Genomic DNA, 26,146 nt, shown 5'->3' with positions numbered 1-26,146 from the left:
AAGCCAATTTTGTCTTGCGCCGACGCGGCAGCGGGGTCAAACCCCGCCACCGCGCCGAAACAAAAAACAACTCAATCAGTTAACAGGCAAATGTATGGCAAGGGCGTCGTGGAAACGACGCTTCTGCCGTTATTTGCGCGCCAGCAATGCCTTGACCAGTTTCTCGTCGACCGCGCCGGTCGCCGGCAGCTTGTTGGCGGTCTGGAAAGCGATGATCGCGTTCTTGGTTTTCTCACCCATCACGCCGTCGGCACCGCCGGCGTCATAGCCGTTCTTGTTGAGGATGAGCTGGATGTTCTTGACCGCCTTCTTCATGTCGATGCCGGCCGTCGTCTGCGGCGTGCCTTCCTGCCAGGATTCGGGAATGTCCACCGAATTGGCCGCCGCGTTGAGCGGCTTGGCCTTCCACAATTCTGTCGCGGCGCGCGCCCGCTCGAGCTGCTCGGGCCGCAGCGCATTGGCGATCTCGTCGCGCTTGGCCGCGGCATCCTTGTCGCCGGTCTTGGCGACAAGCGCGAACCATTTATAGGACTCTTCCAGGTTCTGCTTCATGCCGACGCCCTTGGCGGCCAGGATACCGAGATTGAACTGGCTGTCCTTGACGCCGAGGTCGGCGGCCTCCTGGAACCAGTGCGCGGCCGATTCATTGTCGGTCACGCCGTCGGCGGCCATGGCGAACAGCACCGCCAGGTTGTGCATGGCGCTGGCGTTGCCCTGCGCGGCGGCGAGCTGATACCAGGTCTTCGACTTCTTGATGTCGCGTGCGACGCCGATGCCCTTCTCGTAGAAATTGCCGATGCGGTATTCGGCCGGCGCGAAGCCGAGTTCCGCCGATTTCTCGTACCATTTGGCGGCCGCCGGCATGTCTTCCTTGACGCCGCGCGACTCGGCGTAGCGCGAGCCGACCTCGAACAGTGCCTTGGCGTCGCCAGCGGCGGCGGCGTCACGCAAGGCGGCCGGGCCGGCTTCGGCAGGGATGTCGAACTTGGTCGGGGCTGTCGCCGCCGGCTTGTCCATCGGCGAAACGGTGCCGGTCGTGTCGTTGGCCGTTGCCTCGGCGGCTGCCGTTGGCGCGGCTGATGCAGGTTGGGCATCGGCATCCGTCGCCTGCGTACCGCCGGTGACGGCGGCTGGTGCCGGATCCGTTAAGGTAGGAGCAGCGGTCATCGGAGCAACAGGCGCCGGCGAGGCCGAAGCCATCGCGTCGGGAGCCATGGCCGGCGCGACGGGTGCTGGAGCGGGCTCGGCGGTAGGCGCGGGCATCGCGTCCGTATCCGACGGCATGGCCATGACGGTCTGCGCCGCCATGTCGTCCTTGCTTGGCGGCGCGGATTGTTCCGCCTGCCTGACGGTAGGGGCCGGCGCGCTGTCCGTCGCCACCGGTTGGACTTCGGTCTTAGGCTGGCTGGCGGTATCGACAGATGCCGTCTTCACCGGCTGCGAGGCGACGATGGGAGCCGCGTCGTTGCTTGCCACCTGGGCGGGATCCGAAAGAAACGCCTTGCCGAGCTGCAGGCCGGCAAGCGCCAGCATGATCGCTGCCGCCGCCATCAGGATCGGCTTGCGCCGCGCCTTGAGCAGGTCACCTATCCTGAGCGCCTTGACCGGGCCTTTCATCGTCGACTGGCGCTTCAGGGCGTCGGCCTCGGCCGCAGCCGCCTGCGCCGCGCGCCGGGCAGCGGCGATGAAATCCGATTTGGCTGCGTCGCTGTCGCCGGGCTTTGCCGGTTGTCCCCGCTCGTCGCGCACGCGCTTCATGATGGCATTGAGGTCGGGCGCGCCGGAGCCGGGCTCCAGCGGGCGGTTGGCGACCTTCGGGTCGAGCGGCTCGTCGAGATCGACACTCGGGATATCGGCGCCCGGCGCCGGGCCGGCCAGCGGCGGAACATCCGCCGCCTTCTTGCCCTTGAAGGCACGCGCCAGCCCGCCGAACATCGACTTGCGGCCAGCAGGCTGGTCTTTTCCGGTGGTGGCGTCGGAACCGAGTGCGGCCATCGCGGCGGCGGCGGCGGCTTCCGCGGGCGAGCGCGCCCCCGGCCGGGCCGAAAAGCCCGATTCGACGTGCAGTGCCGGCTCGACTGACGAAGCAGGCTCGGCGCGCAATATGGCCGCGGCACGCGCGTCCAGATCGGCCATGTCGCCGGTCAGCGGCAGCGGCTCGTCCATGGTCATCGACGGCGCGTTCACCGCCATCTTGGACCGCCGTGCGCCACGCCAGCCGCCCGGTTCGGTCGGAGCCGCATCCAGCAGTTCGCTTACCGCTTCGGACGGGTCGCTGGTTTCCAGCGAACCCAGCCTGTCGACGATCTTGAGCAGTGTATCGTGAATGGCCTCGAAGGTGCGCGAATTGCGTTCGTCGGAACGCCGCGTCAATGTCTCCAGTGTCTTCAGATCCTGGGCGAGGCCGGACACCGCGGCCGTATTGGTGCTCGTTCCGGCCAGCGAGCGCACGGCGTTCTCGGCCGCCTCGCGTGCGGCGCCGAGGATGGAATCGCGGGTCCCGGCCAGCGCTTTCTCGATTTCGTTGAGGCGCGGGCTGATGTCCTCGAAGTCCGGCAGCGGCGTGCTGGGCCTGGAAAGATGCGCCGACAGGCCGGCGACCTGAGCCTCCAGGCTGCGGATCAGCGCCGGATCGATGCCGGCCACCTGGGCCGCCGAGGCGTCCAGCCGGCTTGAGATATCCTCGAGCCGGCTTTCCAGCCCGCGGATCGCCGCCTCGCCGGCGGGATCGGGAGCGCGCGTTTCCATGCGCTTGGCCAGCGCGGTGAAGCGGGCATCGATGGCGTCCATGATGCCGGCGCTGTCGACCTGCGGCATGCTGCGCTGGTCCAGCCGGTCGGCAACCTCGTCCAGCCGGCGCTCGAGATCGCGAAACAGCATGTTGCCCTGTTCGATGGCGTCGCCCTGGCGACGCTCCATCATGCCCGACAGCACGTCGAAACGCTGCTCCAGCCCGTGGAAGATGTAGTCGGCGTCGGGCATGGCCGGCGCCTGATCGATCTTGTCTGCGATCAGCGCGATCTGCTTGGCGAGCCGTTCCATCGCCTGCTCGGGCAGGTTGGCGCGGCCGGCGAGGTCATCGACCCGGCTCGACAGCGTGTTCAGCCGGTCGATCACGACATTGCCGGGACGGTCCTGCGCCACTTCCTCGATCTGCTGGGCGAGCGAGTCGATCCGCTTCTCGATGCGCTCGAAGGCTTCGTGGTCGATTGAATTGGCCTGTGCGGCGACTGTCGAGGCCACGATGGCGCGGGAAATCTCGTCCAGCCGCTCATCGATCATGGCCAGCGTGCCGCCGCCGCGATTGTCCTGCTGGCTGGCGAAATGGTCGACAGCGCCGGCCAGCGTGCGGACCTTTTCCTCCAGCGAGCGCAGCGACAGCGATTCCGGCAGGTTGTTGACGGCGTTGCTGATCTGCTCCAGCCGGTCGGTCAAGGCCGCGAGGGCGGGATCGTCGGAGCGCTTGCGCTGGTCGGCGTCGACGCGGTCCTCGAAGGCCGTCCAGCGGCGGTCGAAATCGTCCCAGCGGCGGTCGACCTTCTGCACGCTCTCCTCGCGCGCCAGCGTGTCGAGCGCGGCCTTGACCTGCTCGAGTTCCAGCCGCAGCAGGTTGACGCTCCTGTCGTCACCCTTCTCCGACAGCGATTTGATGGCGCCGGAGAGCCGCTCGAATTCCACGCCGAGTTCGGCGCTGCCCTTGCCTGTCGCGCCGGGCTTGGCGTTCGCCTGGAACGCGCGGTCGATGTCCTTGCGCAGCGCGTCGAATTCGCGCTGCAGCCCTGAAGTCACCTGGTGGCGCAGTTCCTCGCGCATGCCGCGCAGCTCGCCGGCGATCTTGCCGACCATGGCGACGCTGTCTTCCTGGCCGCGCACGCGGTCGATGTCGCGCGCGATCGCCTGATAATTCTGGTCGAAGGCGGGCGAGGGCGCCGGATTCTGCGCGCGCGGTGCCGGCTGCGGATCCTCATACCAGCGCTGCTGGGCCGTCGGCTGAGCGGCGGGATAACGCGGATCGGTGGCGGGGTAGCGCGGATCGGCGCCATATTGGCGAGGAACGGGCCGTGCCGTCGCGTCCTCACGCGTCTGCCCCAGGCGCTGCTCCAGGGTCTCCAGCGAGCGGTTCAGCTGCTCGAGCGTTGTCTGCGGCTTGCGCTGCCTGCCGGCATTGAGTGTATCGAGGTAGGACCGCTTGCTGTTCATCGGTGCGTCCGTCTTTCAGATTGGCCGGCTTGCGACCAGCTCCCCAAGTCCCTGCCGGAACGAGGCGACCGCGCTTCCATGCCACGGTGGAAGACAAGCTTCCCGGGTTTCACCCGCGCTCCGAAAAACCGTGAAAATTCGATACAGGATAACCACGGGTAGCCGACACGCGCACATTTCGCCCAACGTGGTAAACAACGCGTTAACCAAGCTTAAGAAGTTGCAAGGAAGTTGGCTGTCGCGACTTCCGGTGCGGCATAAAGCACCGTTCTCAGAACGCCCTTGCGTCATGAGGCGGCTATCGGTATAGAATTGACGTAAACGTAAATGGCGCACAACTGTGCTGTTTTGCGATTTGTTTGTTGAAACCACGGCCGGAAGCACGCCCCCGCTTCCAGTCAGGCGACGCATGGTCCAGGACCGCGACGCCACCAGACGGGGAAGCCAGTAACCATGAAGCTTATCTCGGCCGGCGAGACCGCGGCCAATACCAATAATGCATCCGTCGAAGCCGGCGAGGATCTCTCCCGCATCGGCGAAATGGCCAAAAAGTACGGCGTGACGCTGCGCACGCTGCGTTTCTACGAGGACAAGGGCCTGCTCAACCCGCAGCGCGACGGTTCGACCCGTCTCTATACGCGCCGCGACAAGGCCAGGCTGAAGCTGATCCTGCTCGGCCGCAAGGTCGGGTTCTCGCTGCGCGACGTCAAGCAGATGATGGACCTCTACGATCCGACCGGTTCCAACACCAAGCAGTTGCGCCTGGCGCTGGACAAGTCGGAGAAGCAGCTCGCTCGCCTGCAGAAGCAGCGGGCGCTGATCGACGACGCCATCAATGAGCTCAGCGGCTCGATGTCGGCGGTGCGTCAGATGTTGGCCGAGCGTTCGGCGCCGCAGGCGAGCGTCGCCAGCTGAGCCAGTCTGCTCACGCCGACCTGTCGGCCCTTCACCATCAAAGCCGCGTGGCCATGCCGCGCGGCTTTTCGCTATCTTTGGCCTGCTGTTTCATTCTGGCTTGCGCGATGCCGCAACGCTAGGCTCCGCGCGCCTGGCGGCGGAAATCTTGTCGCATCGAAAATATTGACGTTTACGCAAACGTCAATATTTGCTATTGCGGCTTCGACATTGGCCCGCTTGCCGCGCACGGCTTGATTTCGAGGCCTAATCCGCATGGTGGAGGAAAAGCATGCCGATCTACAGGGCCCCGGTCCAGGACACGCTGTTCGTGCTCAACGAAGTGCTGGGCTATCAGCGCTATTCGAACCTTCCCGGATTCGCCGACGCAACGCCCGACGTGCTGGAGGCAATTCTCGCCGAAGGCGCAAAGCTCGCCGAGAACGTCATGCATCCGCTCAACCGTGTCGGCGACATGGAAGGCTGCGTGCGCCAGGACGACGGCTCGGTGACCACGCCCAAGGGCTTCAAGGAAGCGTTCGACCAGTATCGCGAAGGCGGCTGGATGGGTCTGGCGGCCCCCGTCGAGTTCGGCGGCCAGGGCCTGCCCTATGCCGTGCACACGGCGGTGGCCGAATACATGGTGTCGGCCAACATGTCGCTGATGATGTATCCCGGCCTGACGCAGGGCGCGATCGCCGCCATCATCACCCACGGCACCGACGAGCAGAAGGCGACCTGGCTGCCCAGGATGGTCGAGGGCACCTGGACCGGCACCATGAACCTGACCGAGCCGCATTGCGGCACCGATCTCGGCCTGCTGCGCACCAAGGCGGTGCCGAACGGCGATGGCACCTACAAGATTTCAGGCCAGAAGATCTTCATCTCGGCCGGTGAGCACGACATGTCGGACAACATCGTCCATCTGGTGCTGGCCCGCATCGAAGGCGCACCCGAAGGCGTCAAGGGCATCTCGCTGTTCATCGTGCCGAAGCTCAAGCTCGACGCCTCGGGCAATCCGGGGACAAGAAACACCGTTTCCTGCGGTTCCATCGAGGAGAAGATGGGCATCCATGGCAACTCGACCTGCGTCATGAATTATGACGAGGCCGAAGGCACGCTGCTGGGCGAGGCCAATGGCGGCTTGAAGGCGATGTTCACGATGATGAACGAGGCCCGTCTCGGCGTCGGCCTGCAGGGCCTTTCACTGTCGGAGATCGCCTACCAGAACGCCGTCGCCTACGCCAAGGACCGTTTGCAGGGCCGCTCGCTGTCAGGCCCGAAGGCGCCGGACAAGAAGGCCGACCCGATCATCGTTCATCCCGACATCCGCCGCTCGCTGATGACCATGAAGGCTTTCAACGAGGCCGGCCGCGCGCTGGCGCTGTGGACTGCCATCAAGTCCGACATCGCGCACCGCTCCGCCGACGACAAGGACCGCCAGGCGGCCGACGATTACACTGGCTTGATGACGCCGGTGGTCAAGGGCGTGCTGACCGACAAGGGCTTCGACCACGCTGTCATGGCGCAGCAGGTGTTCGGCGGCCACGGCTATATCGAAGAGCACGGCATGAGCCAGTTCGTGCGCGATGCCCGCATCGCCATGATCTATGAAGGCGCCAACGGCATCCAGGCGCTCGACCTCGTCGGCCGCAAGCTCGGCTTGAATGGCGGCCGCGCCATCCAGGCCTTCTTCAAGGAGGTCGGCGAATTCTGTGAGGAAAACCGCGTTGATGAGAAGATGGCGCCCTTCACCAAGGGTCTGAAGAAGGGACTCAACGATTTGCAGGCGGCGACGATGTGGCTGCTGCAGAACGGCATGGCCAAGCCCGACAATGCCGGTGCGGCCTCGACCGACTACATGCATCTCTTCGGCCTCGTGGCGCTGGGTTACATGTGGGCGCAGATGGCCAAGGCGGCTCAGGGCAAGACCGGCGCCAACGGCTTCCAGCAATTCTACGACAACAAGGTCGTGACGGCGCGCTTTTTCATGGAACGGATCATGCCGGAAACCTCGGCGCACCTCGCCCGTATTTCGAGCGGCGCCGATACGCTGATGGCCCTGCCGGCGGAAGCGTTCTAAACTCGGTCCCGCTAGCCTTCTATCTGTCGATACGCGGAGGAAATCGTGGCGACAAATCCCGCCGAAGTGCTCTCCTTGCCGAAACCAGCCTGGGCGGCCGACGAGGTCGGCATGCTCTACGACATGGCTACACGCTTCATGTCGGAGGAGATCGCACCGCGCTACGACGAGTTCGAGAAGAACGAGATGGTCGACCGCGAAAGCTGGCTGAAGGCCGGTTCCGCCGGCCTGCTCTGCGCCTCGATGCCGGAGGAATATGGTGGCTCGGGCGGCAGCTTCGCGCATGAGAGCGCCATCATCGAGGCGATCGGCCATGTCGGCGTCGACGGTTTCGGCATCGGCCTGCACAATTCGATCGTGGCACCCTACATCCTTCACTACGGTTCGGAGGAGCAGAAGAAGAAATGGCTGCCCAAGCTCGCCACCGGCGAACTGATCGGCGCCATTGCCATGACAGAGCCCGGCGCCGGCTCCGACCTGCAAGGTGTCAAGACCCGTGCCGAGAAGGACGGCAACCAGTACAAGATCAACGGTTCCAAGACCTTCATCACCAACGGCCAGCTGGCGAACTTCATCATCGTCGTCACCAAGACCGATCCGGAGAAGGGCGCCAAGGGTACCTCGCTGATGATCGTCGAGACCGATGAGGTCGAAGGTTTTCAGCGCGGCCGCAACCTCGACAAGATCGGGCTGAAGGCCAACGACACCTCGGAACTGTTCTTCAACGATGTGCGTGTGCCGACCGCCAACCTGCTCGGCCATGAGGAGGGACAGGGCTTCGTCCAGCTCATGCAGCAATTGCCGCAGGAGCGGCTGCAGATCGGCACCGGGGCGATCGCCATGATCGAGCGGGCGCTGGCGCTGACCATCGACTACGTCAAGGAGCGCAAGGCCTTCGGCAAGGCGATCATCGACTTCCAGAACACCCAGTTCAAATTGGCCGAGCTGAAGACCGAGGCCACCATCGGCCGCGTCTTCTACAATGACTGCGTCACCCGTCACATCAATGGCGGCCTCGATCCGGTCACGGCCTCGATGGCCAAGTACTGGCTCTCCGACCTGCAGGGCAAAGTCGTCGACGAATGCCTTCAATTGCACGGCGGCTATGGCTACATGAATGAATATCCGATCGCCCGCATGTTCCGCGACGCTCGCGTCCAGCGCATCTACGGCGGCACCAACGAGATCATGAAATTGTTGATCGGACGCTCGCTCTGAGCAGCTCTCTTCAGCGAACCCAAGGAGCATGAAAATGGCCGAAGCTTATGTCTATGACGCCGTGCGCACGCCGCGCGGCAAGGGCAAGAAGGACGGATCGCTGCACGAGGTGCCGGCGGTGCGGCTCGCCGCCAGGACGCTCGAGGCACTGCGCGACCGCAATGGGCTGGACACCGGCACGGTCGACGACATCATCTTCGGCTGCGTCGACCCGGTCGGCGAGGCGGGCTCCGTCATTCCGCGCGCCGCCGCCTTCGAGGCCGGCTACGACACCAAGGCACCCGGCATGCAGATCTCGCGCTTCTGCGCCTCCGGGCTGGACGCCATCAATTTCGGCGCCGCCAAGATCGCGCAAGGCGCCGATGAAATCGTCATCGCCGGCGGCGTCGAATCGATGTCGCGCGTCGGCATGGGGATGTCCGGCGGCGCCTGGTTCATGGACCCCTCGGTCGGCCTGCCCGGCTGGTTCGTGCCGCAAGGCATTTCGGCCGACCTGATCGCCACCAAATACGGCTTCTCGCGCGACGACGTCGACGCCTACGCGGTCGAGAGCCAGAAGCGCGCCGCGAAATCCTGGGCCGACGGCCGCTTCAAGAATTCGGTCATCCCGATCAAGGACCAGAATGGTCTCACAATTCTCGACCATGACGAGCACATGCGGCCGTCGACCGACATGCAGTCGCTCGCCTCGCTCAACCCGTCCTTCGTCATGCCTGGCGAAATGGGCGGCTTCGACGCCGTGGCGGTGCAGAAGCATCCCGAGGTCGAGGAGGTCAACCACGTCCACCACGCCGGCAATTCGTCCGGCATCGTCGATGGCGCCGCCGCCGTGCTGCTCGGCTCGAAAAAGGCCGGCAAGGCCATGGGCCTGAAGCCGCGCGCGCGCATCCGCACCTTCGCCAACATCGGCTCCGAGCCGGTGCTGATGCTGACCGGCCCTGTCGACGTCACCGAGAAGCTGTTGAAGCGCGCCAAGATGAAGCTGTCGGATATCGACCTGTTCGAGCTCAACGAGGCCTTCGCCTCGGTCGTATTGCGCTACATGCAGGCCTTCGAGATCCCGCACGACAAAATCAACGTCAATGGCGGCGCCATCGCCATGGGCCATCCGCTCGGCGCCACCGGCGCGATGATCTTCGGCACCGTGCTGGACGAACTCGAGCGCCGCGACTTGAACACCGCGCTGGTAACGCTCTGCATCGGTGCCGGCATGGGCACCGCAACCATCATCGAACGCGTCTGACGGGGAGAGAACGATGAGCTACACCAATTTCACCCTCGACACCGACGCCGACGGTATCGCGCTGGTCACCTGGAACAGCCCTGACCGCTCGATGAACGTCTTCACCGAAGAGGTGATGCGCGAGTTGAACGCCATCGTCGACAAGGTGGCCGGCGATGCCGCCATCAAGGGCGCGGTGATCACTTCCGGCAAGGACAGCTTCTCCGGTGGCGCCGACATCACCTTGCTGCAGAAGATGCTGACCAGCTTCGCCACTGACAAGGTCAAGGACGTAGAAAAGGCGACCAAGGCGCTGTTCGACAATGCCGGCATCATGACCGGCCTGTTCCGCAAGCTGGAAACCTGCGGCAAGCCGTGGGTCTCGGCGATCAACGGCACCTGCATGGGCGGCGCCTTCGAAATGTCGCTGGCCTGCCATGGCCGCGTCGCCGCCGACTCCGACAAGGTCAGGATGGCGCTCCCCGAGGTGAAGATCGGCATCTTCCCCGGTGCCGGCGGCACCCAGCGCGTGCCGCGGCTGACCGACCAGCAACAGGCGTTGCAGATGCTGACCTCCGGCCAGACGCTGTCGCCGCAAAAGGCGAAGTCGATGGGCCTGATCCATGAGATCGCCGAACCGGCGAAGCTGGTCGAGACTGCGAAGGCGATGATCAGGAACGGCCTCAAGCCGGTGGCGCCGTGGGACGAGAAGGGTTTCAAGCTGCCCGGCGGGCCGGTTTATTCTGCCGCCGGCGCCAATCTGTGGCCGCCTGCCATCGCCATCCTGCGCCGCGAGACCCATGGCAATTACCCGGCCGCCGCGGCGATCCTCAAATGTGTCTATGAGGGCCTGCTGGTGCCCTTCGACACCGCGCTCAGGATCGAGCAGCGCTATTTCACCGAGATCATGCAGACGAAGGAAGCGGCGGCGATGATCCGTTCGCTGTTCGTGTCGCTGCAGGAGCTGAACAAGGGCGCGCGCCGCCCGACCGGCGTGCCGGACACCAAGTTCAGGAAGATCGGCATCCTCGGCGCCGGCTTCATGGGCGCGGGCATTGCCTATGTCACCGCCAAGGCCGGCATTCCGGTGGTTCTGCTCGATCGGGATATGGACTCGGCGCAGAAGGGCAAGGCGCATTCGGACAGCCTGGTCTCGGACCAGGTCAAGAAGGGCCGCGCCAAGCCCGAGGAGAAGGACAAGCTCCTGTCGCTGATCACGCCGACGGCGGACTATGCCGACCTCGCCCGCTGCGATCTCGTCGTCGAAGCGGTGTTCGAGGATTCCGCTGTCAAGAAAGCCGCCACCGAACAGGCGGAGGCCGTGCTCAAGTCGTCGGCGATCTTTGCCTCCAACACCTCGACCATCCCGATCACCGGTCTCGCCAAGAATTCGGCGCGGCCGAAGAATTTCATCGGCATCCACTTCTTCTCGCCGGTCGACAAGATGATGCTGGTCGAGATCATCCTGGGTAAGAAGACCGGCGACAAGGCGCTGGCCACGGCGATCGACTTCGTGCGCGCCATCAAGAAGACGCCGATCGTCGTCAACGACACGCGCGGCTTCTACGTCAACCGCTGCGTGCTGCGTTACATGTCGGAAGCTTACAAGATGCTGATAGAAGGCGTCCCGGCGCCGATGATCGAGAATGCCGCGAAGGCCGCCGGCATGCCGGTCGGCCCCTTGGCGCTGACCGACGAGACCGCCATCGACCTCGCCCAGAAGATCATGAAGCAGACCATCAGGGATCTCGGCGAAAAGGCCGTCGACCCCAGGCAGATGGCGCTGATCAACACCATGGTCGACGACCACGGCCGTTTCGGCCGCAAGAACGGCAAGGGTTTTTACGACTATCCGGCCAAGCCCGCCAAGAAGAAGCTCTGGCCCGGCCTCAAGGACCTCTATCCGCAGCTGGCACCCGAGAAGGTCGACTATGAGGAGCTGCAGCAGCGCCTGCTGGTCACCATCGCGCTCGAAGCGGCACGGGTGATGGAAGAGGGTATCGTCACCGACCCGCGCGAAGCCGATGTCGGCTCGATCCTGGCCTTCGGCTTCGCGCCCTATACCGGCGGCGCACTGTCCTATATCGACGGGATCGGCGCCAAGCTGTTCGTCAAGATCGCCAAGGGGCTGCAGAAGAAGTACGGCGCCGAGTTCAAGGCGCCCAAGCTGCTCCTCGACATGGCCGAAAAAGGTGAGACCTTCTACGAACGCTTCGATCCCTATGCCAAGGGCGACGTGAAGCAGGCCGCCTGATATCGCGCCATGTATGTCTGGGCGCGCATGGCGCGCATGCTGGCCACGGCGCGTAGCCGTGGCCCCTATGTGATGGCTGGTGAAGGCCGGCTGGCCTTTCGCTGCCTGCCGACCGACATCGACTTCAATGTCCATCTCAACAATGCGCGCTACATGATGCTGGCCGACCTTGGCCGCATCGACCTGTTTGTCCGCGCCGGCCTCATCACGCTGGCGCGGAAGAATGGCTGGGCGCCGATGATGGGCGGGCTGCAGGTGGTCTATGCCCGCGAGATCAGGCTGTGGCGCCGTTTCGAGGTGGTGTCCTCGATCGAGACCTGGGAAGGCACCCAGGTCATCGGCAAACACCGTTTCGTCCTGGACAATGGCGAGACGGCCGCGCTGATCCTGACGACGGCCGGGGTCTATGACCGCAAGGCGCGCCGCTTCCTCGACATTGACGAGGTTGTCGCCGCACTTGGCCGGGCGGTGAACCCGCGTCCGCCGACTGAAGCGGAACGGATTTTCATGACCTCGCACCAAGGGCTGCGCGGTCTGGCCAAATCGTCCGGCTGATCAAGTCGGCGATGGCGGCATTGGCCGGATAGCTTATCCGCGGCTTTGGCCATGACCGTGCCGTCGTTGCGGCACACAGCTTTGTTCGTGATCCGCCGGCCACGCTGGTGGACAACGCAGCCGTTGCGCGTTAGACAGGAAGAGGCATTTTTTCCTGTTTCGAAGGAGAGCACGTCATGCTCTCGCACGACCGCGTCTGGGCTGCCATCGATGCTCTTGCCGAGCGCTATTCGCTTTCGGCGTCGGGTCTGGCAAGGCGCGCGGGACTGGATTCGACCGCCTTCAACAAATCGAAACGCCTGTCCTCGGACGGCCGGCCGCGCTGGCCGTCGACCGAATCGTTGGCCAAGATCATCGAGGCGACGGGCGCTTCGCTGGACGAATTCACGGGACTGATCGAAGGCCGGGGCGCATCGCCCGCCAGCCGGCGCGCCGTGCCGTTGCTCGGCTTTGCCCAGGCAGGCGCCGGCGGCTTCTTCGACGATGCCGGCTTTCCGGCGGGGCAGGGCTGGGAGCTCGTCGAATTGCCGGCGCAATCGACCGAAAGTTCCTATGCGCTGCAGGTGCAGGGCGATTCCATGCTGCCGCTCTACCGCAACGGCGACGTCCTCATCGTCGAGCCGGGCGCCGCCACGCGCAAGGGCGATCGCGTCGTCGTCAAGACGACATCAGGTGAGGTGATGGCCAAGGTGCTCGAGCGACAGACCGTCAAGTCGATCGCGCTGGTCTCGCTCAATCCGGAGCATCCGGATCGCGACATCCCCATGCGCGAGGTCGAATGGGTGGCGCGGATCGTCTGGGCAAGCCAATAGGTGCAACGGGTGCGACTTCCTCATCTTGTCCTGGCGGTTCTGATGGTTCCGGCGATGGCGGCGCTGGTCGTGGCCGGCGGACGCACGCTGAAGGGCAGCGAAAGCACTGTTGCGGTGGATCAGATCGATCCCGGCGCCGATACGCTCCCCCAGGCTGACGCCGGGACGGTGCCGGAAGAACCTGCCACCTCCGCCATACCTGCATCGCAGCCGCCAAAGTCGGCGGTGCATTCGCGGGCGATCGATCCGGATGTCATCACGCCGCCAGAAATGCCCGCCGGGGAGCCCGAGCGGGTCGAGCCGCGCGCGCCGCTGAGCAAGCTGGCGCTCGCCGTGCCGCCCAAGCCGAAGATGCCCGACGACTGGCACGGCACAAAGCTGTTCCAGCCGGTCGCCCCGGCCGCCGGCCTGATCGAGGCGAAAGGCTATTCGGTCGCCATTTCCGGCATCGATGTCGTCGGGCAGGACGAGACCTGCACCACCGATGGCAAATCCTGGCCGTGCGGCGTCCGTGCCCGCACGGCATTCCGTTCCTTGCTGCGCGGCCGCGCGGTGGTTTGCCTGGTGCCGCCGGAAGGTGGTCGCGATCTGATTGCCGCGGAGTGCCGGATAGGCAAGCAGGATGTCGGTCAATGGCTGGTCGAAAACGGCTGGGCGCGCGCCGCCAAGGGCGGGCCCTATGTGGAAGCCGGTGACAAGGCACAAAGTGCGAAGAAAGGTATTTTCGGACCGGCGCCGAACCTAGCCGGCATCCCGGCCGCGCCGGCCGCCACCGCCCCGGCGCCTCAGGCGCCGGGTTCGATCCTGGAAGAGGATGGCGGCGTCCTCAAGCCAGCTGACCAGCCAACGCCTTCTGAATGAGCGAGCGGGTCTCGGTGACGCCGTAGAGCGCGGCGAAGGATCCGAAGCGTGGGCCGCGTTCCTGGCCAATCAGCACCTGATAGATCATCTGGAAGAAGGCGCCTGAAACGCCGGGGCCGCCTTCTGGGCTCTGCTTGGAATGATCCTGGTAGCGTTCGATCTTGCGCGCCACGTTGAGCGAGGCGTTCTGGATCGCCTCGCCGCCGGCGTCCGCCGGCAAGTCGGCAAGCGCCTTTTCGAGAGCCACCAGCGCTTCGCGTTCGACCTCGTCGGCCGGGCGAAAGGTCTTCGTCGGCTTCACGAAATCGTCGAAATAGCGGATCGCATAGCCCGTCAGCCGGTCGAGTTCGGGATGGGTGGCAGGGGTCACGCCCTGCACATGGCGCGAGATGAAGCCCCACAGCACATCCTTGTTTTGCGCATTGGAGGCGCTGACCAGGTTGAGCAGCAGCGAGAACGGCACCGGCATGTCGATGGCGGGCGGATTGCCGTCATGCATATGCCAGACCGGGTTGCCCAGCCGCTCCTTCCACTCTTGGCGGGGATAGGCCGCGAGGAAAGTGTAGTATTCGTCGACCGCCCGCGGGATGACGTCGAAATAGAGCTTCTTCGCCTGCCTGGGCCGCTGGTACATATAGAGCCCCAGGCTCTCGGTCGGCGCATAGGTTAGCCATTCGTCGATGGTCAGGCCGTTGCCCTTCGACTTGGAGATCTTCTGGCCGTTCTCGTCGAGGAACAACTCGTAGACGAAATGCTCCGGCGCCCGCCCGCCCAGTATGTTGCAGATGCGGTCATAGACCACCGCATTGGTCTGGTGGTCCTTGCCGAACATCTCGAAATCGACGCCGAGGGCCGCCCAGCGCATGCCGAAATCCGGCTTCCACTGCAGCTTCACTCTGCCGCCGGTGACCGGCAGCGTGGTTTCGGTGCCTTCATCGTCGAAGGTGATGGTGCCGGCCTTGGCGTCGACATCCTTCATGGGAACGTAAAGCACGCGCCCGCTCTTCGGCGAAATCGGCAGGAAGGGGCTGTATGTCGCCTGCCGCTCCGGCCCGAGCGTCGGCAACATCACCGCCATGATCTGGTCGTAGCGTTCGGCGGCGCGCAACAGCATCGCATCGAAGCGACCTGACTTGTAATATTGCGTCGCGCTGGCGAATTCGTAGTCGAAGCCGAACGTGTCGAGGAAGCGGCAGAGCATCGCATTGTTGTGGTCGGCGAAGCTCGCATAGTCGCCGCCGAAGGGGTTGGGCACCGATGACAGCGGCTTGTGCAGATACGGCTCGAGCGCCGCTCGATCCGGCACGCTGTCGGGTATCTTGCGCATGCCGTCCATGTCGTCCGAAAAACACAGCAGCTTGGTCGCGACCTTGTCCTGCGTCAGCACGCGGAACGCATGGCGCACCATGGAGGTGCGCGCCACTTCGCCGAACGTGCCGATATGCGGCAGGCCCGACGGTCCATAGCCGGTTTCGAACAGGATCGTTTCGGGAAAGTCGGCGCCCTTGTAGCGTTCGATGATTTTTTTGGCTTCCTCGAACGGCCACGCCTTGCTCTCGGCCGCCGCCGCCAGCAGTTCGGGATTGAGATCGATGATGTTTGATCCCGCCATGGTCCTGTTTTCCAAAATTATTCGCCGCTCGGGCTGCAAGTGTCGATTTTCAACCGGTCTCTAGGCGCGCATGGCCGGAGCGTCAACGCGTGGGGCGCTTTTTCCTTGCGGCCTCAGGCTCCCCTTCCTACCTTCGAAGCCCGTCCAAGGAGTAAAGAATGCCGTCGCCCACCCCGCACGAAGCGCTGATCTACCTGATGGTCATCACATCGGCCTCCGACCGTGACATGACCGATGTCGAACTGGCCAGGATCGGCGAGGTCGTCCGCTCGTGGCCGGTGTTCGAGGATTTCAAGCAGGACCGGCTGGTTGCCGTGGCTCAGGCTTGTCAGAAGCTGTTGCATGAAAAGGATGGCCTGGAGGGTGTCCTTACCCAGGTTGCCGAGGCGCTGCCGGAGCGATTGCGCGACACCGCCTATGCGGCGGCCTTCGAAGTGGCTGCCATCGATCTCGAAATGCGTATGGAGGAAGTGCGGGTGCTGCAGTTGATCCGCCGCCAGCTCGATCTCGACACGTTGACCGTGGCGGCCATCGGCCGTGCGGCCAAGGCGCGGCTTCGCACGCTCACCTGAAGGCGAGCATTACGCCGGATCAGAAAAAAGCTGACCGGGCCGGATCAGAAAAAGCTGACCGGGAAATAGCGCAGGTAGAATTCGGCGAAGGTGCCTTTCATCGAAATCTCCTGCAGTGCGTAGTCGAGGGCCGCGGCCAGTGCCGGATTGTCCGCTCGCGTGGCGATCGCCATGCCGGTGCCCAGATATTCGGGCGCCAGATAGGGGCCGCCGGCAAAGCGGCAGCAGCCGGCCGCGTCGGAGCCGCCGAGCCAGAAGGCGAAGCGCATGCCATCACCGAAGGCCGCATCGATCTTGCCGGCCTTCAGATCGCCATAGAGGGCTTCCGGCTTGTCGAAGGGAACCACCTGGACCGTGCTGAAATAGTCGCGCAGCATGCGTTCATGCGCCGAGCCTGATATCACCCCGACGCGCTTGCCGTGCAATTTATCGAAGATCGGTTCCGCCAGCGCCTTGTTCTTCGGCATGATGAAGCGCGCCGGGAACTGCAGGTAGGCGCGCGAGAAGGCGTATGTCTGGCGCGACTGCGGCGTTGCGGCAATGCCGGCGATGATCGCTTCGCCTTCGCCTTTCCCGATCGCGCCTTGAAGCTCCGCCCAGGGCAGCGCCTGGATCTGGCACTTGTCGACGATGCCGAGCTCCGCGCAGATGGCGCGCGCCAGGTCGATATGGAAACCCGACAGCTTTCCCGCGCCGTCGAGGAAATTGAAGGGCGGAAAATCCGTGGTCGTCAGGAACCGCAGCCGCGGCAGTGCCGAAAGGTCCGGCTTGGGCAGCCGCTCCTTGGCGTCCCACAGCACCGGTACCTGGGGCTCCGCGCGCGCCCCGGGAATCCAAGCCAGTGCCGCAATGAGCGCCACTGCCAGGACCTGGAACCGCCATTGGAACGCCACGATAGAACTCCCCGCACCGTGCTCGTGCCGGTTTTGGTACGAAAATGGTACAGGCACAATGCTTTTTGATTTCAACGCTTCGATTTCAGGATATGATTCGCTGAGTTTGCAAACAAGCGGTGGCTGCCCTGGTGGGGGGACCAGGGTCGAGAACCACAACCGGAAGCGGGCGCTTTGCAATCCGTGGTCAGTGGCAAAGTGCCGGCAAGGCGCGGACCATGGGCTTTAATGCATGAGGCAACATGGGGTTGATGTTGCGATGAGTCAGTTCGATCGGACGCTGGAATACATAGACCAACTGCAGCACGCCGCGACGGCGGCCGCGGTCTGCGAGAAACTGTTGGGCGTAACATCGGAGTTCGGCCTGACCGCGCTGATGGCCGGAACCGTTCCGAAGCCGGGCACGCCGACGGGTCAGCAAAAGCAGCATGTGCTGCTTTGCGATTGGCCGGTCGAATGGCTGGAGCGCTATGTGGCGCGCAACTATGTCGATCACGATCCCGTCGTCAGTCACATGAAGCAGTTGCAGGCGCCGTTCCAGTGGCGGGAAGCCGCCCAGGGCCTTCGCATCGACAAGAACAGTGGCGAAGTGATGGGCGACGCCGGTGCCTTCAAGCTGCGTGACGGGCTCGCCTTCCCTCTGATCACGCTTGACGGTGAGATCGTCATGGTGTCCCTGGGGGGCGAGGCCGTGGAACTGTCGGCGGCCGAGTTCGGCCTTGTCTCGCTGGTCTCGACCTATGCGGTCGGCCGCGCCATGCAACTCCACACCATGGCCGGCAAGATAATCGACCATATCGAATTGACGCCGCGCGAACGCGAGTGCCTGCAATGGGCCGCCGTCGGCAAGTCCGAATGGGAGATTTCGCAAATCCTCGGCATCTCCGAGCACACGTCGGAGAAACATCTTCTTAACGCCAAAAGCAAACTCGGTGCCGTCAACCGGGTGCAGGCAGTCGCCGAGGCGATAAGGCGCGGCTACATTAGTTAGGTCGGCCGTGCCGGCCTAGCACTTTTCGCCTACGTGATCACGCAATTTTCGCATCGAAGCACGGCCGTATCTTCCCCTGAAACACAGGAGACTACGGAATGCTTTTTTGTCTTTCGACCAAGGAATTGATGGAACGCCCCGATCTCTGGGAGGCCGTCCATCGGCTGCGCTATCAGATATTCGTCGAGGAAATGGGATGGGAGGACCTACGGCGCCCCGACGGATTTGAGGTCGACCAGTTCGATCATGACGAGGCGGTGCATCAGATCGTCATCAGGGGCAATGAAGTCGCGGGCTATCAGAGGATGTTGCCGACCACGCGGCCGCATCTGCTGACCGAGGTGTTGACCGATCTCTCCGAGGGAACGCCGCCGGCGGGTCCCAACATCTGGGAGTTGACCCGCTATGCGGTGGCTCCGGGTTTTCGCGATGGCCGGCGCGGCGTCTCGACCGTCGGCACGGAGTTGATAGCCGGTTTCGTCGAGTGGGGTCTGAAGCGCGGCGTCGACAAGGTGATCATCGAGTTCGAGCCGATGTGGGTGCTGCGCGCGTTGCAACTGCACTTCCTGGCGACGCCGCTCGGCTATCAGCGCACCTATGGCAACCAGCAGGTCGTGGCGACGCTGCTCACCTTCAACGAGCACACGCTGGACGTGGTGCGGTCGCGCCGCAATCATCATGCGCCCGTTCTGGCCAGGGGATATCCCGACATGTTCGGCCAAAGGAGGGCATCATGAACGCGCACCCGCAGCCTGAACTGCGCAACCACGCTCTGATCGTCACCGTATCGTCGAATGACGGCCGGCCGGTGCTCGATAGAAGGGCCTATGAGAGCCTTGCCACGACGTTCCACGAAGCCGCCGAGAACGACGAGGTGCGGGTCGTCGTGCTGCGCGGCCTGGCGGGCTGTTTCTGCCTTGGCGGCGACTTTTCCGAATTCCTGGATGCCACCAAGCATCAGAAGCTGATCGCCGCCGTCACCGATATGTTCCGCATGCTGGCGACGTTTCCGAAGCCCATCCTGGCCTGTGTCGACGGCGACGCCGTCGGCGTCGGTTGCACCATCCTGTTCCATTGCGACATGGTGATCGCGTCGGAAAAAAGCACGTTCCGGGTGCCGTTCGTCGATTTCGGCCTGGTGCCGGACGCGGCGACCAGCATCCTGGCGCCGCAGAAGCTCGGCTATGCCGGAGCTTTCCGCTTCTTCTGCCTCGGCGACACGCTCCGTGCCGAAGACGCCAGGGCGCTCGGCCTCGTCGCCGAGATCGTCCCGGAAGGCAGCGTCGAGGAGGCGACGCTCGGCCGGGCAAGACAATTGGCCAAAAAGCCGGTTGCGGCGTTGCTGCAGACGCGCGGCTTGCTTAAGGGCAACACCACGGCACTTTGCGAGCGCATCGATGAGGAAATATCGCTGTTCCAGCAGGCGCTGCAGGACGACGCCACGCTGCGACGGTTGCAGCGGATCGCGCGCCTGGCGGCCTAGAGCCGCTCGGCTGAGGAAAGAGGACATCCATCAACTGCGCCGCGCTGGCTTTGGCCGCGCGGCGCCAAAGCGTCAGTCCTGCTTGCCCAGGAATGACGGCCCTTCGCCGATGATCTTCTTGTCTTCCTTGCCGACGACATCGAGATCGCGCCCCTCGTAGGGCAGCGACAGGAGGATGCGACGCATCACCGCCAGCCGCGCGCGGCGCTTGTCGTTGGCCCGCACGATGATCCATGGCGCGAACTCCTTGTGGGTGTGCTCGAACATGCTGTCGCGCGCCTTGGTGTAATCGTCCCACTTGGTGATGCCGGCAATGTCTATCGGCGAGAACTTCCAGCTCTTCAGGGGGCTGTAGCGGCGATCGTGAAAGCGCTCGAGCTGCGTCTCCTGGCCGATGTTCAGCCAGAATTTGAAGAAATGGATGCCGTCATTGACGATCATTCGTTCGAAATGCGGCGTCTCGTCGAGAAACTTCTCATGCTGTTCGGGGGTGCAAAAACCCATCACTGGCTCGACGCCGGCGCGGTTGTACCAGGAGCGGTCGAAAGTGACGAATTCGCCCGATGTCGGGAAATGGTCGGCATAGCGCTGGTAGTACCATTGCCCCAGCTCCGTCGGGGTTGGTTTGGTCAGCGCGACGTTGCGCGCCGTGCGCGGGTTGAGGTACTGGCGCACCACGAAGATCGTACCGCCCTTGCCGGCAGCGTCACGCCCCTCGAACAGCGCCATCACCCGCTTGCCGGTCGCCTGCAGCCAGGCTTGCGCCTTGACCAGCTCGATCTGCAATTTCTCGAGCGTCTCGTCATACTCTTCGCTTTTCATCTTCTTGTCGTAGGGATACCCGCCCGCGGTCAGCTTGTTCTCCTCGACCCAGTCCGGAAGCTCGGGATTCTCGATATCGAACTCCCGTTTCTTGCCGCCGATCTTGATGTTCAGCGGACCAGAAGTTGGCGTGACGGAATTTTCCTTGGCGTTTTTCATGCAGGCGAACCCTTTTAAGTGTCTGGACTCATGCTATTGGGAGCCACTACAGGCCGCATGTCCATTTGGACGCGCAAACGACGCTGTAGCACTTTTGATTTGCGGTCCAGCGGAAGTTTCCGTCGCCGTGTGACCGGTGGAGGTTGGGCGCGCGAATGACTGACCTGGGCGCGGAACAGAAAGGCACGGGGCAAGCCATGGCCGCCCGGCTGTGGAACAGCCGCTGGCTGCTTGCGGCCGGGGTCGTGGCGGTTCTGATCGCCTATGGCTTCGCGGGTATTTCCGCCTACGTGCTGGTACCGGCTCTGCTGCTGTTGCTGGCGGCGGCAATATTGCCGGCGGCCGGTGTGCGCCATTCCGCCGAGAGCGCCGGGGCAATCGAGGCGATGGGCTTGCAGCGCCTGTCGGGGGAATATCTCGCGGCCGCGGTCGCCGATCCGCTCATCATCTTCGACCAGGCCGCCACCATCGTCCACGCCAACGCCGCCGCCTTTGCCGCCTTTGGCGGCATCGCGCCCGGCATATCGCTGCCGCTGAAATTCCGGGCGCCGGAAATGCAGGCGCTGCTGGACAGTGTGCTGTCGGGAACCGTCGCCTCGGATGTTGTCGATTACACCGAGAAACTGCCTGTCGAACGGGCCTACCGGGTCAGCGCGTCATCGGTCGGGCATGGCACCGACCTCTATGTGCTGGTCTTCAAGGACCAGAGCGAGGCGCGACGCATAGACCGCATGCGCGCCGACTTCATCGCCAACGCCAGTCACGAGTTGCGCACCCCGCTGGCCTCGATCGCGGGCTTCATCGAAACGCTGCGCGGACCGGCCCGCAACGATCCGGCGGCGCGCGAGCAGTTCCTCCAGATCATGCAGAACCAGACCGGCCGCATGGCGCGCCTGATCGATGACCTGCTGTCGCTGTCGCGGCTGGAGATGAAGCCCTATCTGAGACCGGGAACCGAAGTCGATCTGCGCCAGACCGTCGACAGCGTCATCGATTCGCTCGGACCGCTCGCCCGGGAAAACAATGTCGCCATCGAGCGCGATTTCGCGAAGGGGCCGCTCGATGTGCCGGGCGATCGCGACGAGTTGTTCCAGGTCTTCGAGAACCTTTTGGAAAACGCCTGCAAATACGGCCAGTCGGGCGGCCGCGTCGTGGTGTCGATCGCGCGCGGCGATGACGGTTCCGAACCAGGCATCGACGTGACGATCCGGGATTTCGGCCCCGGCATCCCCGAGGAACATATCCCGCGCATCACCGAACGCTTCTATCGTATCGATGTCGAGACCAGCCGGACCCAGAAAGGCACGGGACTTGGCCTGTCGATCGTCAAGCACATTCTGACGCGTCACAACGCAAGGCTGACGATCCGGTCCGAGGTCGGCAAGGGCGCCGCGTTCTCAGTCCATTTGCCGGCGCACTGATGCCGCCCTAGTTTTCCACGGGACCGTTTCTTTTTTCTGTCATCCGGTTAGCGTATCAGCGGGGATTCGAGGAAACGACTCAAAATCAAGACACCCCGTGGGAAGGCATTTCGTCCATGCAGTCCGTTCACACAATGAGCGCCTTTGACGAGGAACTGAAATATCTCTCCAAGCGCATCGCCGCCATGGGCGGCCATGCCGAGCGCATGGTCGAGCAGGCGGTCGCCGCCTTGGTCAATGCCGATCCGGGATTGGCCCAGAAGGTCATTCGCGATGACCTCGTGCTGGATGAGGGGCAGCGTGAGATCGACGACAAGGCGATCATCATCATCGCCAAGCGCCAGCCGATGGCGACGGACCTGCGCGAGATCGTCGGCGCCATCCGCATTTCGGCCGACCTCGAGCGGGTCGGCGACCTCGGTAAGAACGTCGCCAAGCGGGTGGTCGCCGTCATCGACGGCCGTCAGCCGACCAGCCTTTTCCGCGGCCTGGAGGCTCTGGCCAACCTGGCGCTGACCCAGCTGAAGGAAGTTCTCGACGTCTATGCGTCGCGTTCGGTCGACAAGATCGGCTTCGTGCGCGACCGAGACGACCAGATCGATGCCATGTACACGTCGCTGTTTCGCGAATTGCTGACCTACATGATGGAAGATCCGCGCAACATCACGCCCTGTACGCATCTGCTGTTCTGCGCCAAGAACATCGAGCGTATCGGCGATCACGCCACCAACATCGCCGAGACCATCTACTACATCGTCACCGGCGACCAGATGCCGGCCGATCGGCCGAAAAGCGACAAGACGGACAAGATCGGCCTTCCCGCGGCGCTGCCGGTGAAGTGAACGCACGTCCTCTCGAACGCTTGATCATATTGCGCTAGACTACCCCGAGATAAGCTTGGTTCCCTGGGGAAGGCAACGCTTTCGGAGGCCGCGATGGAATATGTCCGGGAGTTCAAGCCCTCGCCGCCGACATCGGGCATCATTGCCTGCGGTGTCTATACCGCCGGGCGCCGCATCGCCGATATTCCAATCGAGGAAGCCGGCGATTGGGCCAAGAAATCGGGACACGTCGTCTGGATCGGGCTGCTTGAACCCGACCGTGAACTTCTGCTGCGCGTCCAGGCACAGTTTCATCTGCATGAGCTGGCGATCGAGGATGCCGAGCATCCGCACCAGCGGCCAAAGATCGAGCAATATGGCGATGCGCTTTTCATCGTCGCCCGCACGGCGCAGCTGATCGACGGGCGCGTCACCTTCGGCGAGACTCATCTGTTTGTCGGCTCAGGCTACATCGTCAGCGTCAGGCACGGCCCGTCGACATCCTATGCCGCCGTGCGCCAGCACTGGGAAAGCTGCCCGCACTCGCTGGCCAAGGGCGAGGATTTCGTCCTTTACGCCATTCTCGACTTCATCGTCGACAACTACATGCCCGTGCTCGAGCAGATCGAGGACGAGGTCGAGGCGATCGAGGACAAGGTCCTGCTGAAGCCGATGACCGGCCCCGACATCGAACGGCTTTACATGCTGCGCCGCGACCTCTTGCGCCTGCGCAATGCGGCATTGCCCCTGGTGGAAGTCTGCCGCCGGCTGACCAGCGCCGAGCTGCCGCAGATCCATTCGGCCATGCACCCGCTGTTCCGCGACGTGACGGATCACATCCGCACCGTCCAGGAGAAGATCGACAGTCTGCGCGAGGTGCTGGCCTTCGCCTTCGAGGCCAGTCTCCTGGTCGGCCAGAGCCAGGAAACGGCGATCTCCAAGAAACTCGCCTCGTGGGCGGCCATCCTGGCGGTGCCAACCGCATTCGCCGGTATCTACGGCATGAACTTTACCGACATGCCCGAGCTGAAGATGGAATATGGCTACCCGATGGTGCTGGCCACCATCGCGCTGATCTGCTGCTTCCTGTATTGGCGGTTCAGGACGAACGGCTGGCTGTGAAAGGGCGAATAGCGAATAGGGGAAAGACTGCATTGCCCCCTCGCGGAAGCTCAATCAGTGGCTATTCCCTATCGGTTCCTGCGCCGCTCCGCCGCTGGCTGGAACGCCACGCGGGCATGGTACTTGCAGTAGGGACCGGTCTCGGCGGCTTCGTTGCCGCAGAAATTGAAGTCCTCCGAAAGCGGATCACCGTTCGGCCATTTGCAGGTGCGCTCGGTCAGTTCGACGAGCTGCAGATGCCGTGAGATCGGTACCACGACGTTCTCGACCGGGCGAATGTAGTGTCTTGCTACAGGTTCGGCGTCGAATTGCGTCTGAAGGGCCGTCGCGCCGATCGAAGTCGTGACATGACGTGCCGTGGTCGCGGCGCGTGCCACCGACTTCTGGACGGTCGATCCTTGCGATGCCTTCTTCTGGCGTGCCGGCGTCGCCGTCGCACGGCCGCGGCCCGACAGTTTCAGCCGGTGCACCTTACCGATGACCGCGTTGCGGCTGACCCCTCCAAGCTGAGCGGCAATCTGGCTTGCGCTCAGACCCTCCGACCACAGTTTTCTCAAGAGTTCTACCCGCTCGTCAGTCCAGTTCATGACCGCGCTCCTCATAAGCGTGCGGCAATCAGAATCCTTTCCCGACCCAGCACCACTGCTGGGGCAGACACCACATATATCTGGTGATTAGGTCCGCCGCACGAAATCTAGTTATTTCTCGACTACAACTACTCTATGCGCTGACTCGGTGACAAGAGTCCCAAGTGCAACACGAATCGGTTTTTTCGGTTTTCCCCAACTTGCCCGGTCGCTCATGAGCCGGCGTCGCGTCAGGGGGCTTGCCGCGCGCCACTACGCGACGTTTTCGTTGACTTCATGACCGAAAAACACGATAAGCCACAGAAGGCCGCCGCTTTGGCGGCTTTTTTGATTTTCCGGTACCGGAGACGCATATAATGAGCGGTTCGGCGCTTTACGAGACCTTTGCTCGCGCACCCCTGGCCTTCGATCATGGGGAAGGCACCTGGCTGGTTACCGACAAGGGCGAGCGATATCTCGATTTCGCCGGCGGCATAGCTGTCAATTCGCTTGGCCACGGCCATCCTCATCTGGTCGCGGCCCTTACCGAACAGGCGGCGAAGCTCTGGCACGTCTCCAATCTCTATGAGATCCCGGGGCAGAGCCGGCTTGGCGAACGATTGGCTGATGCCACCTTCGCCGACAAGGTGTTCTTCACCAATTCCGGCGCCGAGGCGCTGGAATGCGCGATCAAGACGGCGCGGCGCTACCACTTCGTCAAGGGACATCCCGAGCGCTTCCGCATCATCACCTTCGAAGGCGCCTTCCATGGCCGCACGCTGGCGACCATCGCGGCCGGCGGCCAGTACAAATATCTCGAGGGCTTCGGACCCAAGGTCGAAGGCTTCGATCAGGTCGGCTTCGACGACATCGACGCCGCTGAAAAAGCGATCACGCCCGAGACCGCCGCGATCCTGATCGAGCCGGTGCAGGGCGAGGGCGGCATCCGCCCGGTACCGACACAGTCGTTGAAGCGTCTGCGGCAGCTCTGCGAGCAGCACGGCCTGTTGTTGATCTACGATGAGGTTCAGTGCGGCATTGGCCGTACCGGCAAGCTGTTCGCGCATGAGTGGTCGGGTGTGACGCCCGACATCATGGCAATCGCCAAGGGCATTGGCGGCGGCTTCCCGATGGGCGCCTGCCTTGCCACCGATGAAGCGGCCGTCGGCATGACCGCCGGCGTGCACGGCACCACGTTCGGCGGCAATCCGCTGGCAATGGCGGTCGGCAACGCCGTCCTCGACGTCGTGCTGGAAGATGGATTTCTCGAGGATGTCCAGCGCAAGGCGCTGCTGATGAAGCAGGGGCTTGCGTCGGTAGCCGACGAATTCCCCGAGGTGATCGAGGATATCAGGGGCACCGGGCTGATGCTCGGCCTCAAATGCGCGATGCCCAACGGCAAGGTGAACATGGCGCTGCGCGACCAGCATTTGCTGGCGGTTCCGGCCGGCGACAACGTCATTCGCCTGCTGCCGCCGCTGACCGTCACCGATGCCGAGATTCACGAAGCGCTCGGCCGCATCCGCGCCGGCGCCAAGGGCCTGTCGGAGGCCATTGCCTCCGCCGCCGCGAAGTAATCCGGAAC

General features: G+C 63.7%; 21 protein-coding genes. 16 read left to right on the top strand and 5 right to left on the bottom strand.

The window, feature by feature from the left end; genetic code table 11:
* Window positions 1-129: 129 nt before the first annotated feature.
* Window positions 130-4,200 (bottom strand): peptidoglycan-binding protein, encoded by a 4,071-nt coding sequence (locus EN804_RS20150; protein WP_135921015.1) that lies wholly within the window; start codon window positions 4,198-4,200, stop codon window positions 130-132.
* Window positions 4,201-4,653: 453 nt separating this feature from the next.
* On the opposite strand from EN804_RS20150, the gene EN804_RS20145 reads away from it, so the two are divergent.
* From EN804_RS20145 to EN804_RS20110, 8 genes are all read left to right on the top strand, one after another.
* Complete coding sequence (locus EN804_RS20145) at window positions 4,654-5,115, top strand: MerR family DNA-binding transcriptional regulator (protein WP_127279760.1); 462 nt, start codon at window positions 4,654-4,656, stop codon at window positions 5,113-5,115.
* Window positions 5,116-5,386: 271 nt separating this feature from the next.
* The gene (locus EN804_RS20140; protein ID WP_135921013.1) at window positions 5,387-7,177 is read left to right on the top strand and encodes an acyl-CoA dehydrogenase; all 1,791 of its coding nucleotides are present in this window, start codon (window positions 5,387-5,389) and stop codon (window positions 7,175-7,177) included.
* Window positions 7,178-7,222: 45 nt separating this feature from the next.
* Window positions 7,223-8,395, top strand: coding sequence for an acyl-CoA dehydrogenase family protein (locus tag EN804_RS20135; RefSeq protein ID WP_135921011.1), 1,173 nt, complete (start codon window positions 7,223-7,225; stop codon window positions 8,393-8,395).
* A gap of 34 nt (window positions 8,396-8,429) precedes the next feature.
* Window positions 8,430-9,638 carry an acetyl-CoA C-acetyltransferase gene (locus EN804_RS20130; protein WP_127870767.1) on the top strand — a complete coding sequence of 403 codons (1,209 nt, stop codon included), beginning with the start codon at window positions 8,430-8,432 and terminating at the stop codon, window positions 9,636-9,638.
* A 13-nt stretch (window positions 9,639-9,651) separates the two neighbouring features.
* Window positions 9,652-11,871, top strand: a complete 2,220-nt coding sequence (locus EN804_RS20125) for a 3-hydroxyacyl-CoA dehydrogenase NAD-binding domain-containing protein (protein WP_135921009.1) — start codon at window positions 9,652-9,654, stop codon at window positions 11,869-11,871.
* A 9-nt stretch (window positions 11,872-11,880) separates the two neighbouring features.
* Window positions 11,881-12,426 carry a thioesterase family protein gene (locus tag EN804_RS20120; protein ID WP_135921007.1) on the top strand — a complete coding sequence of 182 codons (546 nt, stop codon included), beginning with the start codon at window positions 11,881-11,883 and terminating at the stop codon, window positions 12,424-12,426.
* Window positions 12,427-12,602: 176 nt separating this feature from the next.
* On the top strand, window positions 12,603-13,238 hold the full coding sequence (locus EN804_RS20115; RefSeq protein WP_127280688.1) for a helix-turn-helix transcriptional regulator: 636 nt from the start codon (window positions 12,603-12,605) through the stop codon (window positions 13,236-13,238).
* Between the two features lie 9 nt (window positions 13,239-13,247).
* Window positions 13,248-14,099 (top strand): thermonuclease family protein, encoded by an 852-nt coding sequence (locus EN804_RS20110; protein ID WP_348642051.1) that lies wholly within the window; start codon window positions 13,248-13,250, stop codon window positions 14,097-14,099.
* On the opposite strand, the gene EN804_RS20105 is transcribed toward EN804_RS20110, so the two are convergent.
* A complete protein-coding gene (locus EN804_RS20105) occupies window positions 14,065-15,711 on the bottom strand; it encodes a lysine--tRNA ligase (protein WP_135921004.1) in 1,647 nt (548 codons plus the stop codon). The two genes, EN804_RS20110 and EN804_RS20105, sit on opposite strands and share 35 nt — an antisense overlap.
* A 158-nt stretch (window positions 15,712-15,869) precedes the next feature.
* Here EN804_RS20105 and EN804_RS20100 point away from each other — a divergent pair, with 158 nt between their 5' ends.
* Complete coding sequence (locus tag EN804_RS20100) at window positions 15,870-16,283, top strand: tellurite resistance TerB family protein (protein WP_127279875.1); 414 nt, start codon at window positions 15,870-15,872, stop codon at window positions 16,281-16,283.
* A 44-nt stretch (window positions 16,284-16,327) separates the two neighbouring features.
* Here EN804_RS20100 and EN804_RS20095 read toward each other — a convergent pair whose 3' ends face one another.
* Complete coding sequence (locus EN804_RS20095; RefSeq protein ID WP_127279874.1) at window positions 16,328-17,176, bottom strand: transporter substrate-binding domain-containing protein; 849 nt, start codon at window positions 17,174-17,176, stop codon at window positions 16,328-16,330.
* 259 nt (window positions 17,177-17,435) lie between these two features.
* On the opposite strand from EN804_RS20095, the gene EN804_RS20090 reads away from it, so the two are divergent.
* From EN804_RS20090 to EN804_RS20080, 3 genes are all read left to right on the top strand, one after another.
* Window positions 17,436-18,167 carry a LuxR family transcriptional regulator gene (locus EN804_RS20090; protein ID WP_127279873.1) on the top strand — a complete coding sequence of 244 codons (732 nt, stop codon included), beginning with the start codon at window positions 17,436-17,438 and terminating at the stop codon, window positions 18,165-18,167.
* Between the two features lie 98 nt (window positions 18,168-18,265).
* Window positions 18,266-18,904 carry an acyl-homoserine-lactone synthase gene (locus EN804_RS20085; protein WP_127279872.1) on the top strand — a complete coding sequence of 213 codons (639 nt, stop codon included), beginning with the start codon at window positions 18,266-18,268 and terminating at the stop codon, window positions 18,902-18,904.
* A complete protein-coding gene (locus EN804_RS20080; protein WP_127870772.1) occupies window positions 18,901-19,650 on the top strand; it encodes an enoyl-CoA hydratase-related protein in 750 nt (249 codons plus the stop codon). The genes EN804_RS20085 and EN804_RS20080 overlap by 4 nt, the downstream gene beginning before the upstream one ends.
* Before the next feature lie 72 nt (window positions 19,651-19,722).
* Here EN804_RS20080 and ppk2 read toward each other — a convergent pair whose 3' ends face one another.
* Window positions 19,723-20,631, bottom strand: coding sequence for a polyphosphate kinase 2 (gene ppk2, locus EN804_RS20075; RefSeq protein WP_127870773.1), 909 nt, complete (start codon window positions 20,629-20,631; stop codon window positions 19,723-19,725).
* Window positions 20,632-20,786: 155 nt separating this feature from the next.
* Here ppk2 and EN804_RS20070 point away from each other — a divergent pair, with 155 nt between their 5' ends.
* The 3 genes from EN804_RS20070 to EN804_RS20060 all read left to right on the top strand — a co-directional run bounded on the left by EN804_RS20070 (window position 20,787) and on the right by EN804_RS20060 (window position 23,995).
* Complete coding sequence (locus EN804_RS20070) at window positions 20,787-22,052, top strand: ATP-binding protein (RefSeq protein WP_135916878.1); 1,266 nt, start codon at window positions 20,787-20,789, stop codon at window positions 22,050-22,052.
* 116 nt (window positions 22,053-22,168) lie between these two features.
* Window positions 22,169-22,894 (top strand): phosphate signaling complex protein PhoU, encoded by a 726-nt coding sequence (phoU, locus tag EN804_RS20065; protein WP_135921001.1) that lies wholly within the window; start codon window positions 22,169-22,171, stop codon window positions 22,892-22,894.
* A gap of 93 nt (window positions 22,895-22,987) precedes the next feature.
* The gene (locus tag EN804_RS20060) at window positions 22,988-23,995 is read left to right on the top strand and encodes a magnesium and cobalt transport protein CorA (RefSeq protein ID WP_135916879.1); all 1,008 of its coding nucleotides are present in this window, start codon (window positions 22,988-22,990) and stop codon (window positions 23,993-23,995) included.
* A 68-nt stretch (window positions 23,996-24,063) separates the two neighbouring features.
* On the opposite strand, the gene EN804_RS20055 is transcribed toward EN804_RS20060, so the two are convergent.
* Window positions 24,064-24,582, bottom strand: coding sequence for a GcrA family cell cycle regulator (locus tag EN804_RS20055; RefSeq protein ID WP_127275610.1), 519 nt, complete (start codon window positions 24,580-24,582; stop codon window positions 24,064-24,066).
* Window positions 24,583-24,938: 356 nt separating this feature from the next.
* On the opposite strand from EN804_RS20055, the gene EN804_RS20050 reads away from it, so the two are divergent.
* Window positions 24,939-26,138, top strand: coding sequence for an aspartate aminotransferase family protein (locus EN804_RS20050; protein WP_135862052.1), 1,200 nt, complete (start codon window positions 24,939-24,941; stop codon window positions 26,136-26,138).
* Window positions 26,139-26,146: the final 8 nt, after the last annotated feature.

It is taken from the genome of Mesorhizobium sp. M8A.F.Ca.ET.161.01.1.1 (assembly GCF_004792105.1).
Taxonomy (GTDB): Bacteria; Pseudomonadota; Alphaproteobacteria; order Rhizobiales; family Rhizobiaceae; genus Mesorhizobium.
Note: the sequence above shows the minus strand (reverse complement) of the source record. Positions and strands in the feature narration are given on the sequence as shown.

Excerpts from the sequence above, each read along its gene's own strand:
- EN804_RS20150 (WP_135921015.1), bottom strand. The coding sequence starts at position 4,200 with ATGAACAGCAAGCGGTCCTACCTCGATACACTCAATGCCGGCAGGCAG.
- EN804_RS20145 (WP_127279760.1), top strand. The coding sequence starts at position 4,654 with ATGAAGCTTATCTCGGCCGGCGAGACCGCGGCCAATACCAATAATGCA.
- EN804_RS20140 (WP_135921013.1), top strand. The coding sequence starts at position 5,387 with ATGCCGATCTACAGGGCCCCGGTCCAGGACACGCTGTTCGTGCTCAAC.
- EN804_RS20130 (WP_127870767.1), top strand. The coding sequence starts at position 8,430 with ATGGCCGAAGCTTATGTCTATGACGCCGTGCGCACGCCGCGCGGCAAG.
- EN804_RS20125 (WP_135921009.1), top strand. The coding sequence starts at position 9,652 with ATGAGCTACACCAATTTCACCCTCGACACCGACGCCGACGGTATCGCG.
- EN804_RS20120 (WP_135921007.1), top strand. The coding sequence starts at position 11,881 with ATGTATGTCTGGGCGCGCATGGCGCGCATGCTGGCCACGGCGCGTAGC.
- EN804_RS20115 (WP_127280688.1), top strand. The coding sequence starts at position 12,603 with ATGCTCTCGCACGACCGCGTCTGGGCTGCCATCGATGCTCTTGCCGAG.
- EN804_RS20105 (WP_135921004.1), bottom strand. The coding sequence starts at position 15,711 with ATGGCGGGATCAAACATCATCGATCTCAATCCCGAACTGCTGGCGGCG.
- EN804_RS20100 (WP_127279875.1), top strand. The coding sequence starts at position 15,870 with ATGCCGTCGCCCACCCCGCACGAAGCGCTGATCTACCTGATGGTCATC.
- EN804_RS20090 (WP_127279873.1), top strand. The coding sequence starts at position 17,436 with ATGAGTCAGTTCGATCGGACGCTGGAATACATAGACCAACTGCAGCAC.
- EN804_RS20085 (WP_127279872.1), top strand. The coding sequence starts at position 18,266 with ATGCTTTTTTGTCTTTCGACCAAGGAATTGATGGAACGCCCCGATCTC.
- EN804_RS20080 (WP_127870772.1), top strand. The coding sequence starts at position 18,901 with ATGAACGCGCACCCGCAGCCTGAACTGCGCAACCACGCTCTGATCGTC.
- ppk2 (WP_127870773.1), bottom strand. The coding sequence starts at position 20,631 with ATGAAAAACGCCAAGGAAAATTCCGTCACGCCAACTTCTGGTCCGCTG.
- EN804_RS20070 (WP_135916878.1), top strand. The coding sequence starts at position 20,787 with ATGACTGACCTGGGCGCGGAACAGAAAGGCACGGGGCAAGCCATGGCC.
- phoU (WP_135921001.1), top strand. The coding sequence starts at position 22,169 with ATGCAGTCCGTTCACACAATGAGCGCCTTTGACGAGGAACTGAAATAT.
- EN804_RS20060 (WP_135916879.1), top strand. The coding sequence starts at position 22,988 with ATGGAATATGTCCGGGAGTTCAAGCCCTCGCCGCCGACATCGGGCATC.
- EN804_RS20055 (WP_127275610.1), bottom strand. The coding sequence starts at position 24,582 with ATGAACTGGACTGACGAGCGGGTAGAACTCTTGAGAAAACTGTGGTCG.
- EN804_RS20050 (WP_135862052.1), top strand. The coding sequence starts at position 24,939 with ATGAGCGGTTCGGCGCTTTACGAGACCTTTGCTCGCGCACCCCTGGCC.